The 16,650-nt window shown below is 72.7% G+C and carries 3 protein-coding genes; all 3 read left to right on the top strand.

The window, feature by feature from the left end:
• Positions 1-46: 46 nt before the first annotated feature.
• From ACFPCV_RS09615 to ACFPCV_RS09605, 3 genes are read left to right on the top strand one after another with little or no spacing between them, the layout of a single operon-like run.
• Entirely contained in the window at positions 47-1,075 is a 1,029-nt protein-coding gene (locus ACFPCV_RS09615; protein WP_378055696.1) for an iron-siderophore ABC transporter substrate-binding protein, read from the top strand.
• Positions 1,076-1,094: 19 nt separating this feature from the next.
• Entirely contained in the window at positions 1,095-16,412 is a 15,318-nt protein-coding gene (locus ACFPCV_RS09610; RefSeq protein ID WP_378055695.1) for an amino acid adenylation domain-containing protein, read from the top strand.
• Complete coding sequence (locus tag ACFPCV_RS09605; RefSeq protein ID WP_378055694.1) at positions 16,409-16,615, top strand: MbtH family protein; 207 nt, start codon at positions 16,409-16,411, stop codon at positions 16,613-16,615. The genes ACFPCV_RS09610 and ACFPCV_RS09605 overlap by 4 nt, the downstream gene beginning before the upstream one ends.
• The last annotated feature ends 35 nt before the right edge of the window (positions 16,616-16,650 follow it).

The following is a 16,650-nucleotide window of genomic DNA, read 5'->3' as shown; positions in this document are numbered from 1 at the left end:
CTACTTCCGTCGTTGGTTTCGCCGTGCCCGGAGCAAAGAGGAACTCATGCGCTCAGCCAAGGTCGCCGCCGGTCTCCTGGTTCTCGTCCTCGCCGGCTGCGGGGTCGGCGATCCGCCTTCGTCGCAGGAGCCGCCGGACCGCCAGGACGCCGCGCGGGAGACGACCTCGTCCCAGGCCGCGACCTTCCCCGTCGAGATCGAGCACAAGTACGGCACCACGGTCGTCGAGGAGAAGCCGGAGCGGATCGTCACGCTCGGGCTGTCCGACCAGGATGTGGTGCTCGCGCTGGGGGTCCGGCCGGTCGGCGCGATCGACTGGTTCAAGGAGCGCCCGTACGGGCTGTGGCCGTGGACGAAGGACCTGTGGGGCGACCAGCCGCCCGAGATCGTCGGCGAGCGGGACGACTACAACTTCGAGAAGATCCTCAACCTCAAGCCGGACCTGATCCTCGCGCAGTACTCGGGCATGTCCGAGCAGCAGTACGTCGAGCTGTCGAAGATCGCGAAGACCGTCGGGCAGCCGAAGGGCTTCGACGACTACGGCGCGCCGTGGCAGGACATGGCGCGGCTGGCCGCGAAGGCGATGGGCATGTCGGCGGCGCTGGACGAGAAGATCGCGGCGCTGGACGAGAAGTTCGCCGCGATCCGCGACGAGCACCCGGAGTGGAAGGGCAGGTCGGTCGCGGTCGTCGACCCGTACGAGCCCGGCAAGCTCGTGGCGTTCCAGGAGACCGACCCGAAGGCGGCGTTCCTGGAGGAGCTGGGCTTCGAGGTGCCGGAGGAGATCAACGAGGCCGCGCGGGACAGCAAGGACAACAACGCGGTCGAGCTGAGCAGCGAGCGGTTCGACATGATCGATCGCGACCTGCTCGTCGTCCTCACGTTCGACCCGGCCGCGGTCAGGCAGGCGCTCGACGCTAACCCGGTGTGGCAGGGCCTGGCCGCGGTCAAGGACGGGCGGGTGCTGTACGTGCCCTACTCGGAGCCCGCGATCGGGGCAGCGCTGTCGTTCAACACCGTGATCAGCATCCCGTACGCGATCGACCAGTTCGTCCCGCTGCTCGAGAAGTCCTGAGACGGTCGGAGAAGGAAACATGGGGACAGGTCTGCCTCTGACCGGTGCGCAGGCCGGGGTCTGGTACGCCCAGCAGGCGGAACCGGAAGGCTCCGACTTCAACGTCGCGTTCATCGTCGACCTGCGGGGCGCGCCGGACGTGCCCCGCCTGGTCACGGCCGTCGAGGAGACCCTCGCGGAGGCCGAGGCACTGCACGTCCGCTTCTCCACCGCGGACGGTGTGCCGGGGCAGACCGTGGTCCCCGGCCCGGTTTCCGTTCCGGTGCTCGACTTCCGGTCCGAGGACGAGGCCAGGGACTGGCTGCTCGCCGACCGGGCCCGTCCCATGGACCTCGCGACCGGACCGCTCTTCCTGAACGCGCTCCTGCGGTTCGCGGGCGACCGGCTGTGGTGGTACCAGCGCTACCACCACACGGTCGTCGACGGCTTCACCGCCGCGCTGCTGGTGCGCCGCGTCGCCGCCCGGTACAACGGGACCGAACCCGGCGCCGTCGACTGGTCGCTGTCGCGGCTGCTCGACGACGAGGCCGCCTACCGGGACAGCGCGGCGTACGAGGCGGACCGGGCGTACTGGCTGACCCGGTTCGCCGACGCGCCGGAACCGGTGCGGCTGCTGGACCGGCCGACCGCGCCGACGGAACGCGTGGTGCGCCGCGAGTTCGTGGTCGACGGGGCGCCGTTGCGAGCGGCGGCCGCGCGGGAGCACACGAAGCCGTCGCGGCTGCTGGTCGCGGCCGTGTTCGGGTACACGCACCGGATCACCGGCGAACGGGACCTGGTGCTCGGCATGCCGGTCGCGGGCCGCTCGGCGTGGGACGTGCCGGGGATGACGTCGAACATCATGCCGGTCCGGTTGGCGGTCGACCCGCACGCGCCGGTGTCCGCGCTGCTCGGGTCGATCGCCGCCGAGGTGGCGGGCACGGTGCGGCACGGGCGGTTCCGCGCCGAGGAGCTGGCACGGGAACTCGGGCGCGAAGGCGGCGTCAACGGGCTCGCGGGCCCGACGATCAACGTGGTCGGGTTCATGCGCGACATCGAGTTCGGCGAACTGGCGCCGGACTTCCACATCGTGTGGCCGGGCCCGGTGCACGACCTCGCGGTCAACGTGGTCGAGCAGACCGGCGGCGACACGTTCCTCCTCAGCGTCGAGGGCGACGCGGCCGTGTGCGGCGACGCCGAGCTGGCGACGCACGAACGCGGGCTGCTCGCGGTGCTCGACGCGCTGGTGTCCACACCGGACGCTCCGCTGCGGTCGGTCGAGCTCTCGCCGCCGCTGCTCGACTTCGGCACCGATCCCCGCGACGCCGACGAGGTGACGTGGCCGGGCGCGTTCGAGCGGCAGGTGGCCGCGAACCCGGCCGCGGTCGCGGTGGTGTGCGAGGGCGTCACGCTGACCTACGGCGAGCTGAACGCGGCCGCGAACCGGTTGGCCCGGCTGCTGATCGCGCGTGGCGTCGGCCGTGAGGACGTCGTCGGGGTCGCGCTGCCGAGGTCGGCTGACCTGGTGGTGGCGCTGCTCGCGGTGATGAAGACGGGTGCGGCCTACCTGCCGCTGGACACCGACCATCCGGCCGACCGGCTGGCGTACATGCTGGCGGACTCGTCGGCACGTCTCGTCGTGACGACGTCCGGGACCGAGCTGCCGCCCTGTGAGCGGCTGGCGATCGACGCGGCCGGGCTGCCGGCCTGTGATCCGTCCGATGTGGACGTCGAGATCCCGTTGGACGGCGCGGCGTACGTCATCTACACGTCCGGGTCGACCGGGCGGCCCAAGGGTGTCGTGGTGTCGCACGACGGGATCGGGTCGCTGATCGCGACCGCCGTCGACCGCATCGGGGTGAGCGCCGCGAGCCGGGTCGCGCAGTTCGCGTCGGTCGGGTTCGACGTGACCGTGTGGGACCTGTGCATGTCGCTCGGCACCGGTGCGCGCGTGGTCGTGGTGCCGGAGCACCGGCGGGTGGCGGGACCGGAGCTGACCGGGTACCTCGTCGAGCACGGGGTCACGCACATGATCCTGCCGCCGTCGCTGGTGGCCGCGCTGCCGCCGGAGTGCGTGCTGCCCGAGGGCGCGGTGCTCGTGGTGGGCACGGAGGCGGTGCCCGCCGAACTGGTGGCGCGGTGGTCGCCGACGCTGCGGGTCGTGGTCGCCTACGGGCTGACCGAGGCGACCGTGAACTCGACGCTGTGGCTCGCGGAACCCGGCTGGCACGGGCCGGTGCCGATCGGCGGGCCGGACCCGAACACGCGGCTGTACGTGCTGGACCCGACGCTGCGGCCGGTGGGTGTCGGGGTGACCGGTGAGCTGTACGTCGGCGGGCGCGGGCTCGCGCGCGGGTACCTCGGCAGGCACGGCATGACCGCGTCCCGGTTCGTCGCGGACCCGTTCGGGGAGCCCGGTGACCGGATGTACCGCACCGGGGACCGGGTGCGGTGGACCGCGGCCGGGAACCTGGAGTTCCTTGGGCGCGCGGACAACCAGGTGAAGGTCCGCGGGCACCGGGTCGAGCCGGGTGAGGTCGAGAGCGTGCTGCTGCGCCAGCCCGGGGTCGCGCAGGCCGCGGTGCTGCTGCGGCACGACCAGCGCAAAGCGCCCCGGCTCGTGGCCTACCTGTCCGGTGCGGACATCGACGTGTCGGCGGTCGCGGACGAGCTGCCGGACCACCTGGTGCCGTCGGTGTACCTCACGGTCGATGGCACGCTGCCCCTGACACCCAACGGGAAGCTAGACACGAAGGCCCTGCCGGAACCGGACTGGGCCGGTCTCACCGGCTCCGCCGCCCCGGCCACGGACACCGAACGAACCCTCGCCGCGGTGTTCGCCGACGTGCTGGCACTGCCCGAGGTCGGCGTCCGGGACAGCTTCTTCGAGCTGGGTGGCGACAGCATCGTCGCGATCCAGCTGGTCAGCCGCGCCCGCGCGGCCGGGCTGGCGCTGACGCCGAGGGACGTGTTCCGGCATCGCACGGTCGAGGCGCTGGCCGCGATCGCGACCCCGACGACGACGCGGCCGACCAGGGTGACCGACGTCGGCACCGGTGCCGTGCCGATGACCCCGGCTATCAGGTGGCTGAGCCAGGTCGACGGGTACCAGGCCGCCGTCCTGCCGTTGCCGTCCACTGTGGACGCGACAGCGGTGGTGCGGCGCCTGCTCGACCACCACGACCTGCTCCGTGCGCGGCTGACCGACGACGGGACGCTGGACGTGCCACCGTCGGGCCCGGTCGAGGTGACCGTCGCCGACGCCGACGTGGACACCGAGGAGCGGCGCGCAGCCGCGCGGCTCGCGCCCCGCGATGGCCGCATGGTGTGCGCGGTCCGTTTCCCGGACCGGCTCCTGCTCGTGCTCCACCACCTCGTGGTCGACGAGGTGTCGTCGCGGATCATCGCCGAGGACGTGGCCAGGCTGGCGGCCGGGGACGACCCGGTGCCGGTGGGGACCTCGTTCCGCCGATGGGCCAGCGCACTGTCGACAGTGGACCGGACCGCTGAGCTACCCTTCTGGGAGCAGCAGCTCGCCGGCCCCGACCCACTGCTCGGCACCAGACCGCTCGACGCGACCGACACCGCGGCGACCGTGCGCACGCACACGATCACGCTGCCGCCGCACGTGACGGCACCACTGCTGTCCCGGGTGCCTGCCGCGTTCCACGGCTCGGCCGACGACGTGCTGCTGACCGGGCTCGCGGTCGCGGTCGGCCGGTGGCGGGACGCGGGCAGCGCGGTGCTGGTCGAGCTGACCGGCCACGGCCGGGAGGAACAGGTCGCTGACGGGGTCGACCTGTCCCGCACGGTCGGCTGTTTCACCACCACGTTCCCGGTGCGCGTCGACCCCGGCACCGGTGACCTGCCGACCGCGGTCAAGCTGGTGAAGGAACAGCTGCGTGCCGTGCCGGACAACGGAATCGGCCACGGCCTGCTGGGGCTGCCTGCCGGGCGCCCGCAGATCCGGTTCCGGTACCTGGACCGCGGCGACGCCCCACCCATGCCGTTCCCGCCTGCCCTGTCGATCGACGCGTACCCCGACGGCGACTCGTTCACCGCGACGCTGTCGTGGCCGGATGGCGTGCTGTCCGAGGACGAGGTGTCGGCGCTCGGACAGCTGTGGGCGCAGACCCTGACCCGGCTGTCGGTGCTCGACGGGGGCGGCCACACGCCGTCGGACTTCCCGCTGGTGGCACTCACCCAGTCCGAAGTGGACGAGCTGGGCGCCGCCGAGGACGTGCTGGGTGTCTCGCCGCTGCAGGCGGGGCTCTACTTCCACGAGCGGTTCGAGTCGGCCGAGACCGACGTGTACGTGGTGCAGCAGACGGCCGAACTGCACGAGCCGGTGGCGCCCGAGGCGATGCGGCTGGCCGCGCAGGAGGTGCTGGACCGGCACGCGCCGCTGCGGGCCTCGTTCCACCAGCTCGCGGACGGCAGGCTGCTGCAGGTGATCCGCGACGGCGTCGCGGTGCCGTGGCGGGAGTCGGACGGCGAACCGCGTGCGGTGGCCGAGGCCGAGCGGTCGGTCCGGTTCGACCTGGCGACCGCGCCGATGCTGCGGGTCGCGCTGGTGCGCGGGAAGTGGCTGGTGCTGACGATGCACCACATCGCGACCGACGGCTGGTCCGCGCCGATCCTGGTGCGGGAGCTGCTCGCGCGGTACCGGGGTGAGCGACTGCGCCCGGTGCCGCCGTTCCGCGGCTACCACGAGTGGTTGTCCACACAGGACAGCGAAGCGTCGCTCGCGGTGTGGCGCTCGGCGTTGTCCGGTGCGGAACCGACGATCCTCGCGAACACCGCGGCGCCCGCGAGGCCGGCGCGGCTCGAACTGGAACTGCCGCAGGACACGCTGTCGGCTCGCGCACGCGAGCTGGGCGTCACGCTCGGCACGTGGGTGCAGACCGCGTGGGCGGTGGTGCTCGGCAGGCTGACGAACCGCGAGGACGTCGTGTTCGGCACGACCGTGTCCGGCAGGCCCCCGGACGTGCCGGGCATCGAGTCGATGATCGGCCTGTTCGCGAACACACTGCCGATGCGGGTGCGGTGGCGGCCGGACGAGCCGCTCGCGGCGGTGGCGAGGCGGACGCAGACCGAGCAGTCGGAGCTGTCCGGCCACCACCATGCCGGGCTGTCCGAGCTGCAGAGGGGCACCGGCACGCTGTTCGACACGTTGCTGGTGTTCGAGAACGTCCCGCTCGACCCACTGCCCGACCTGGCGTCGTGGGAGCACTTCGGCGAGGGCCACTACCCGCTCGCCGTGATCGTCGTGCCCGGTGAGCGGCTGCTCGTGCGCCTGGAGTACGACGCCGCACGGGTGCCGAACGCGGCGGAGATCGGTGCGCAGCTGCGCACAGCACTCCAGGCCGACCCCGCGCGGCCGGTCGCCGCATTGTCCCTTGTGGACGACGAGCCGCTGACGGGTCCCGCGCTGCCGGTCGAGGACGGCACCATCACCGACGCGTTCACCCGGCACGCCGCCGCCACCCCGGACGCCACGGCCGTGATCGCGGGCGGGCACCGGCTCACCTACGCCGAGCTGGACACGTGGTCGAGCCAGGTCGCGAGCGGTCTGGCCGAGGGCAGCGTGGTCGCCGTCGAGATCGCCCGTTCCGTCGAGCAGGTCGTCGGCCTGCTCGGCGTGCTGAAGGCGGGCGCGGTCCACCTCCCGGTCGATCCCGAGTACCCGGAGCGGCGCCGCCGGTTCTTCCGCGAGGACTCCGGCGCCAGTACCGTCCTCACCGCCGCCGACGTCCGCGCCGCACGCACCCGTGAGATCACCGCGACGCGCCCCGGGCCCGGCCCCGCCTACCTGATCTACACCTCGGGCTCGACCGGCAGGCCGAAGGGCGTGCTCGTCACCCACGCCGCGCTGGTCAACCAGCTCACCTGGCTGCGCGCCACCTTCCCGCTCGACGGGCAGGACCGGATGCTGCACCAGATCTCCCCCAGCTTCGACCCGTCGCTCGTCACGGTCCTGTGGCCGCTCACCAGCGGCGCGACGGTCGTGGTCGCCGACGACCACCGCGACGCCGAGGCACTCGTCGCCACGATCCGCGAGCACCGCGTCACCACGCTGATGTCGGTGTCCCCCATGCTGGCCGCGCTCCTGGCGTCCGATGTGGACTCCTTGCGGTCGCTGCGGCGGGTGTTCGGTGGCGGCGAGGCGATGACCGGTGAGCTGGCCACCCGGTGGCGGGAGGCCACCGGCACCGAGCTGTACAACGTCTACGGGCCAACGGAAACGGCCGTCCAGGTCACGGCGTGGCCCGCGAAGGAGACCACCGGCCCGGTCCCGATCGGGCGGCCGGTCGCGAACACCACGGCGTACGTGCTCGACCGCTACCTCAAGCCCGCGACCACGGGTGAGCTGTACCTGGCGGGACCGCAGCTCGCGCTCGGCTACCTGCACCGGCCGGCCACCACCTCGGCCCGGTTCGTCGCGAACCCGTACCGGCCGGGGGAACGCATGTACCGCACCGGCGACCTCGTCCGCCGCGACGGCGACACGCTGACCTACCTCGGCCGCGCCGACCAGCAGGTCAAGATCCGGGGCAACCGGGTCGAGCTCGGCGAGGTCGAGGCGCACCTGCGCGAGCACGGCGACGCGGCCGTCGTCGTCGACACCGACGGGCCCGGCACCCGCCTGTTCGCCTACGTCGTCACCGCCGACCCCGCGGCCGTCCACACGGCACTGAGGCGCGCGCTGCCCCCGGCGATGGTGCCCGACGAGGTCATCGCACTCGACGTGCTTCCCCGCGCCGCCAACGGAAAGCTCGACCGCGACAAGCTCCCGAGACGCACGCGCACCACGCGGCGGGCGGACACGAATGCCGAGCAGACGCTGTGCGACATCTTCGCCACCGTCCTCAAGCTGGACCGGGTCGGCCCGGACGAGGACTTCTTCACCCTCGGCGGCGACAGCATCCTGTCGATCACCGTGTCCTCGCACGCCCGCAAGGCGGGGCTCGACCTGAGCCCCAAGGACGTCTTCGAACGCCGCACCCCGGCAGCGCTGGCGACCGTCACCACCCCCGCACGGTCCACACCGGACACCGAGGGCGTCGGTACGGTGCCGCTGCTCCCAGTCGTGCACCACCTGCGGGAACGCCGCGGCCCGATCGACCGGTTCACGCTGTCGATGGCCGTCCGCACCCCGGAAGGCGCGACCGAGGAGCAGCTCACGCGCACGCTCCAGGCCGTCGTCGACCACCACGACGGGCTGCGCCAGAAGCTCACGAGACACGCGCCGGACCTGTGGTCGCTCGAAACGCTGCCGTCGGTGACCGTGCGGCTCACCAGGGACCCCGACGAGATCGACCTCGACCCCGAGTCGGGCCGGATGCTGCGGTTCGTGTGGCAGGAGGACGACAACCGGCTGCTGATCGTCGCGCACCACCTGGTGGTGGACGGCGTGTCGTGGCGGATCCTTTTCGAGGATCTCGCCGCCGCGTGGGAGGGCAGGCCGCTCGACCCCGTCGCCGCGTCGCTGCGCGGCTTCGCCCGCCACGTCGCCGAGCAGGCGCACGAACCGCACCGGCTCGCCGAACTGTCCCACTGGACCGCGACCCTCGCCCCCGGCGCGGAGCTGAAACCCGGCGCCCGGCCCGGCCGGGTCCGCGACCTGAGCACGCACGTGGTCGACCTGCCCGCCCCGGACGGCATCGGCACCGACCTGCTGCTGGCCGCGCTGCGCACGGCGGTCACGCGCTGGCGCGGCGACGGCGACCTGCTGGTCGACGTCGAACGCCACGGCCGTGAGGGTGACCTCGACCTGTCCCGCACGGTCGGCTGGTTCACCAGCATCCAGCCCGTCCGCCTTCCCGCCGCGGCCACCCCGGCCGAACAGCGGCGGCTCGTCCGTGCCGCGCTCGCCAAGGCGCAGGACAACGGCCTCGGGTACGGCATCCTGCGTTACCTCAACCCGCAGTCCGCGCCGCTGCTCGCGGAACTGCCGCCCGCGCAGGTGCTGTTCAACTACTTCGGCCGCTTCCCCGCGGCCCGCACCGAGGACTGGCTGCCGGTGCCCGACGCGCCGACACTGCTGCCGGACCCCGACATGGGCATGTCGCACGTCCTGGAGCTCAACGCGGTGTGCGCGGAGACCCCGGAGGGCCCGCGCCTGCGTGCCACGTGGTCGTGGACCCACGACCTGACCGAGGACGACGTCCACACCATCGCCGCCCACTGGACCGAAGCGCTGACCGCCCGGTCCGAAGAGGTCTGGCCGATGTCCCCGCTGCAGGAGGGCCTGTACTTCCACGCCACCTACGACACGGCCGACCTCGACGTCTACACCGCCCAGAGCGCGCTGGACCTCGACCGGCGGATCGACCTCGACCGGCTCCGCGCCGCGTGCCGGACCCTGCTGGCCCGCAACGCGAGCCTGCGTGCCGGGTTCACCGGGGACGGTCAGGTCATCGCGGTCGCACCGGAGATGCCGATCACGGTCTACGGGGTCGCGACCCGCGAGGAGGCCGCCGAGTTGATGGCCGCCGACCGCGCGGTCCGGTTCGACCTCACGCGGCCGCCGCTGTGCCGCATGCAGGTCTTCCGGTTCCCGGACGGCACCGACCGGCTCGTCACCATGCACCACCTGATCCTGTGGGACGGGTGGTCGCAGAGCCGGTTCACCGAGCAGTTGCTGTCGCTGTACGAACGGGGCGGCGACGACCGAGGGCTGCCGCGCCCCGGTTCGTACCGCGACTACCTCGACTGGCTTGCCCGGCAGGACAAGGACGCGGCGAAGCGGGCGTGGCGGGACGCGCTTGCCGGGCTCGCGGAACCGACGCTCGTCGGTCGTGCCGAGGAGGCCATGCGCCCGGCCATCCCGCGCCGCCACCAGACCGAGGTGGACGGGGCCCGGCTGCTGGCCGCGGCCCGCGAAGCGGGGGTGACGCTCAACGCGCTGCTCAACGCGGCGTGGGCGCTGGTGCTGGCCGCCGCGACGGGCCGCGACGACGTCGTGTTCGGCACGACGGTCGCGGGCAGGCCGACCGAGGTGCCGGACGTGGAGAGCACACTCGGCCTGTTCCTCAACACCGTGCCGGTCCGGGTCGCGCTCGATCCACACGAGACGGTCGCGCGGCTGGTGCGCCGCATCCAGGACCAGCGGACCGCGTTGATGCCGCACGAGTACCTGGGACTCGGTGAGCTGCAGCAGGAGTCCGGGCACTCCCGGCTGTTCGACACGCTGTACGTGCTGCAGAACTTCGTCGACGCCGACGCGTTCGCCGCCTTGTCCGACCGGTTCGGCGTGACCCCGGCCGGTGGCGTCGACGCCACCCACTACCCGCTCACGCTGGTCGTCACGCCGGGCGAACGGTTGCTGGTGAAGCTCGAGTACCGGCCGGACGTGTTCGACGACGACGCCGCACGCACCTACCTCGACCGGTTCACCACCCTGCTGGACCGGCTTGCCGGGGAGCCGCACGCGCCGGTCGGACGGCTGGATCTCCTGCTGCCGGACGAACACGGGACGCTGGCCGCCGAGTGGTCGGGCAACGAGCACCCGGTGCCCGACGACACGATCGCCGACCTGCTCGCGCAGCGGGCGGCGCTGGTGCCCGCCGAGCCGGCACTGGTGTTCGGCGAGCGGACCCTCACCTACGCCGAGCTGGACGGGCGGGTCAACCAGCTCGCCAGGCACCTGCTCGCGCGTGGCGCGATGCCGGAGACCGTGGTGGCGCTGGCGTTGCCGCGATCGATCGAGATGGTGGTCGCGCTGTTCGCCGTGCTGCGCACGGGTGCCGCGTACCTGCCGCTGGACCTGGACCACCCGGTGGACCGGCTGCGGCTCATGGTCGAGGACACCGGACCGGTCTGCCTGCTCTCGATGTCCACGGTGGACCCGGCGTTGTCGGGCGGTGCGGTGCTGCTCGACGACCCGGAGATCCGGGCCGAGCTGGACACCACCCCGGACCACGAGATCGGCGACGCGGAGCGGCCGCTGTTCGCGCACGGGCTGCCCGGCAGGCTGGAGCACCCGGCGTACGTGATCTACACGTCCGGGTCGACCGGCAAGCCGAAGGGCGTGGTCACCCCGTACCGCGGGCTGACGAACATGCAGCTCAACCACCGCGCGGAGATCTTCGACCCGACGGTGGCGGGTGCGGGGCGGCGGCTGCGGATCGCGCACACGGTGTCGTTCGCGTTCGACATGTCGTGGGAGGAGCTGCTGTGGCTCGTCGAGGGCCACGAGGTGCACGTGTGCGACGAGGAGCTGCGCCGCGACGCGGCGGCCCTGGTCGCCTACTGCGAACGGCACCGCATCGACGTGGTGAACGTGACCCCGACGTACGCGCAACTGCTGTTCGAGGAAGGTCTGCTGGACGGGCACGTGCCGCCGCTGGTCCTGCTGGGTGGCGAGGCGGTGTCGGACGCGGTGTGGACCAGGCTGCGGGACACCGACGGCACCTACGGCTACAACCTGTACGGCCCCACCGAGTACACGATCAACACCCTCGGTGCGTCCACTTCGGACTCCCCGACGCCGGTGGTCGGCAAGCCGATCTGGAACACCAGGGGTTACGTGCTCGACGCACGGCTGGCGCCGGTGCCGCCTGGCACGCCAGGTGAGCTGTACATCGCGGGCATCGGCCTGGCACGCGGCTACCACGCGCGGTCCGGGCTGACGGCGGAGCGGTTCGTCGCCGACCCGTTCGGCGCGCCGGGCGACCGCATGTACCGCACCGGCGACCTGGTACGCCGCCGACCCGACGGCAACCTGGACTTCCTCGGCCGCACCGACGACCAGGTGAAGATCCGCGGCTACCGGGTCGAGCTGGGTGAGATCGAGGCCGCGCTGAACGACCACCCGGAGGTCACGCAGGCCGCGGTGGTCGCGGTCGACCACGGTGCCACGAAACGGCTCCTGGCCTACGTCGTCGGCCGCGCGGACCTGCGCGACCACCTGAAGCGGCTGCTGCCCGACTACATGGTCCCGGCCGCGATAACGGCGGTGGACCACCTGCCGCTGACCGTGAACGGCAAGCTGGACGTCAAGGCGCTGCCCGCGCCGGACCTCCCGGCGACCGCGCACCGCGCGCCGACCACCCCGGCCGAGGTGGCCCTGTGCGCGCTGTTCGCGGACGTACTCGGCGTGCCCTCGGTCGGCGTCGGTGACAGCTTCTTCGAGCTGGGCGGGCATTCGCTGCTCGCGACCAGGCTGGTCAGCCGCGCCCGGTCCGCACTGGACGTCGACTTGTCGATTCGTGACCTGTTCGAGGCGCCGACGGTCGCCGAGCTGGCCGCACGGATCGCGGGTGCGTCGGGTGCTTCCCGCCCGCCGCTGCGTCCGGTGGAGCGGCCGGACGAGCTGCCGCTTTCCCACGCACAGCAACGGTTGTGGGTGATCCAGCAGCTGGAGGGCACATCGGCGGCGTACAACTTCCCGCTGGTGTTCCGGCTGCGTGGCCCGCTCGACCTCGGCGCGTGGACCGCCGCGTTCGGCGACGTCGTGGCCAGGCACGAGGCGCTGCGCACGGTGTTCGGCGAGCGCGAAGGGCAGCCGTTCCAACGGGTCCTCGACCAGGCGACGCCGCCGGTCGAGGTCGTCGAGTACACCGCGGACACCGTGCAGGACGCGGTCGACCGGCCGTTCGACCTCGCTACCGAGCTGCCGCTGCGCGTGACGATCGCGCGGGTGTCCGATGTGGAGCACGTCATCGTCGTGCTGCTGCACCACATCACGACCGACGAGTGGTCCGACCGGCCGTTCCTGCGGGACCTGACCACGGCCTACGAGGCGCGGCGGCACGGCCGCGCGCCGGACTGGGCGCCGCTGCCGGTGCAGTACGCGGACTACACGCTGTGGCAACGGGACCTGCTCGACGACGTCGCGGACGATCAGCTCGGCTACTGGCAGCGCACGCTCGACGGCGCGCCGCAGGAGCTGGAGCTGCCGGCGGACCGGCCCCGCCCGGCGCGGCCGACGTTCCGCGGCGCGGAGGAGGTGCTGACGGTCCCGGCGGCGACGGCCGCCGCGCTGCGGGAGCTGTCGGCGCGGACGGGCGCGAGCATGTTCATGCTGCTGCACGCGGCCGTCGCCGCCCTGCTGCACCGCATGGGCGCGGGCCAGGACATCCCGCTCGGCGCGCCGATCGCGGGCCGCGTCGACGACGCGCTCGAGGACCTCGTCGGGTTCTTCGTGAACACGCTGGTGCTGCGGACGCCGGTGACCGGGGCGACCACGTTCGCCGAGCTGGTCGACCAGGTGCGGGACACCGACCTGGCCGCGTTCTCGCACGCTGACGTGCCGTTCGAGGCGGTGGTGGAACGGGTCAACCCGGCCCGTTCGGTCGCCAGGAACCCGTTGTTCCAGGTCATGGTCGGCTACCACACCGGAACGGACTGGCTCGACCTGCCGGACCTCGTGGTCGAGCCGGTGCCGTTCCGCATGACCACCGCGAAGTTCGACCTCGTCTTTGGCTTCGCCGAACATGGCGGCACCGGCAGGCTCGACTGCCACCTGGAGTACGCGACCGACCTGTTCGACGCGGAAACCGTGGCGCTGCTGGGAGAGCGGCTCACGGCGCTGCTGGCGGCGGTGACGACCGACCCGGCGGCGCGGCTCGACAGCGTCGACCTGCTCACCGACGCCGAGCGGCGGCAGGTGGTCGAGGGCTTCAACGCCACCGACCGCGTGGTGCCGGAGCTGACCATGCCGGAGCTGTTCGCCCGTTGTGTCGCGGAGAAACCGGACGCGGACGCGGTGGTCGACGAGTCGGTGACCTGGACGTACGCGCAGCTCGACACGCGGTCCAACCAGCTCGCGCGGCTGCTGCTGGCCCGCGGTGTCGGCCAGGGCGACGTCGTGGCGCTGGCCGTGCCGAGGTCGGCGGAGATGGTGGCGGCGGTGCTGGCGGTCGTGAAGCTGGGCGCCGCGTACCTTCCGCTGGACCTGTCCCACCCCGCGGACCGGCTCGCCTACATGCTGGACGACGCGGCCGCCCGGCTCGTGCTGGCGACCGAGTCGGTGAGCGGCAAGGTCCCCGAGTCCGAGGTGATCCTGCTCGACGCCCCGGACGTGGTGCCCGCCGACGGCAGCCCGCTGGCGACCGTGCCGTTCGGTTCGGACACCACGGCGTACGTGATCTACACGTCCGGCTCCACCGGCAGGCCGAAGGGCGTGCTGGTGCCGCACGACGGCATCGCGAGCCTCGCGGCGACCGCGATCGACCGGATGGGGCTGCGCACCGACAGCCGGGTGCTGCAGTACGCGTCGGTGGGCTTCGACGTCGCGGTGTTCGAGCTGACAATGGCCGTGTGCGTGGGCGGCACGCTGGTGATCGCACCGGACGAGGTCCGCACCGCGGGGCGCGAGCTGACGGACTTCCTCGCCGCACAACGGATCACGCACCTGATCCTGCCGCCGTCCCTGGTGTCGGCGCTGCCGGAGGGCTGCGAACTGCCAGCGGGCGCGACGATCCTGGTCGGCACGGAAACCGTGCCGCCGGACCTGATCGCCCGGTTCGCGGGCAGGCTGAACGTGCTGGCCGCGTACGGGCTGACCGAGGCGACGGTGAACTCGACGCTGTGGCCGGCGGCGCCGGACTGGCCGGGTGCGGTGCCGATCGGCGTGCCGGACCCGAACACGCGGGTGTACGTGCTGGACGAGACGCTGCGGCCGGTGCCGCCCGGCGTGGTCGGCGAGCTGTACGTGACGGGCCGCGGCCTGGCGCTCGGCTACCTGAACCGGTCGGCGCTGACGGCGGAACGGTTCGTGGCGTGCCCGTTCGGGCCGCCGGGCACCCGCATGTACCGCACCGGCGACCGCGCGCGGTGGCGGCGCGACGGCAACCTGGACTTCTTCGGCCGGGTCGACGACCAGGTGAAGATCCGCGGGTTCCGCATCGAGCTCGGTGAGATCGAGGCCGTGCTGTCCGGTCACGACGCGGTCCGGCAGGCGGCGGTGGTGGCGGACAGCGGCCGCCTGGCCGGTTACGTCGTGTCGCGCGCCGGCGAGGAGGTGCCGGACCTGCGGGCGCACGCCGCGCGGTTCCTGCCCGAACACATGGTCCCGTCGGCGATCGTCGCACTGGACGGCCCGCTCCCGTTGACGCCCAACGGAAAGCTGGACCGGCGGGCGCTGCCGCCGGTGGACTGGGCCGCGCTGGTCGGCGACGACCGGCCGACGACGGCGGCCGAGGAGCGGCTGGCGGCGGTGTTCGCCGACGTGCTCGACCTGCCTGCCGTCGGCGTGCACGACAACTTCTTCGCGCTGGGCGGCCACTCGATGGCGGCGATGCGGCTGGTCGGCCGGGTACGCGCGGTGTTCGGCGTGGACGTGACGATCCGCGACGTCTTCGACGCGCCGACGGTGGTGGCGCTGGCCGCCACGCTCGGCGCGGCCACCGCCGCCCGCCCCGCGCTGGTGCCGCGGGGCCTTTCCGGCCTGACGGCGCCGGTGCAGGAACAGTGGCTCGACCGCCCCGGCGACGACCACGTGTTCACGATCCGCTGGCCGGACCGTGCCGCCCTGTCAGCGGCCGTCGACGACGTGGTGGCGCGGCACGAACCGTTGCGGGGCCCTGGTTTCCGTGCCGAGTGGGCCGAGCACCTGACGCTGCGCATGAGCTACGCGGCGGTGGACGAGTGGTCGGTGGTGCCGCTGTTCCGCGACCTGCACACGGCGTACACGGCCCGCGTCCGCGGCGCTGCCCCGGACTGGGAGCCGCTGCCGGTGACGTACTCGGACTACGCGGCGTGGTCGGCGGAGCTGCTGGCCTCGGTGCGTGACCGCCAGTCGGCCTTCTGGCAGCACCGTCTGTCCGGTGTGGACTGGACGACGAAGTCCACCGACCCGGCCGCCGACTTCGTCGCGCTGACCCTGTCCCCCGAGCTGCACGCGGCGATCGACGCGCTCGCGAACCGCACGGGCACGAGCATGTTCATGGTCCTGCAGGCGGCCCTGGCGACACTGCTGGGCGGCGAGGTCCCGATCGGCACGCTGGTCGCCGGGCGAGGCGACGACCAGCTCACCAACCTGGTCGGCTGCTTCTTCAACACCGTCGTACTACGCACCCGCGCCCTCCCGTCGTTCGCCGAGACCCTGTCCGAGATCCGCGAGCACAACCTGGACGCACTGGACAACCAGGACCTGCCCTACTCGGAACTGGCGGGCACCGCGCCCAGTGTGATGCTGATCCACCACGAGCAGGCGACCCTCGCGACGACGGACATCGAGGCGGTGCCGACCGGCACGTCGGCATCGGACCTGACGTTCGCGTTCTACGAACCGCCTGCCGGGCAACCGGTCCACTGCTACCTGCACCACCGCACCGCGACCCACTCGCGGGCCGCCGCGCGGTCGATGGCCGACACCCTGCTGACGATCCTGGAGGAGCACACCCGATGACGAACCCGTTCGAGGACGAGGACGGCACCTACCTCGTGCTGGTCAACGACGAGGACCAGCACTCGCTGTGGCCTTCGTTCGCCGAGGTCCCGGCCGGCTGGCGCGTCGCTTTCGGCGAGGACACGCGGGCGGCCTGTGTCGCTTACGTGGAGGAACACTGGACCGACCTGCGGCCCAGGTCCCTTCGGGAGCGGATGGGCTGACATTCGTGGCCTCGCCGGACGGCCAATGCCCTGAA

The organism is Actinophytocola glycyrrhizae (assembly GCF_042653545.1).
Classification (GTDB): domain Bacteria; phylum Actinomycetota; class Actinomycetes; order Mycobacteriales; family Pseudonocardiaceae; genus Actinophytocola; species Actinophytocola glycyrrhizae.
Note: the sequence above shows the minus strand (reverse complement) of the source record. Positions and strands in the feature narration are given on the sequence as shown.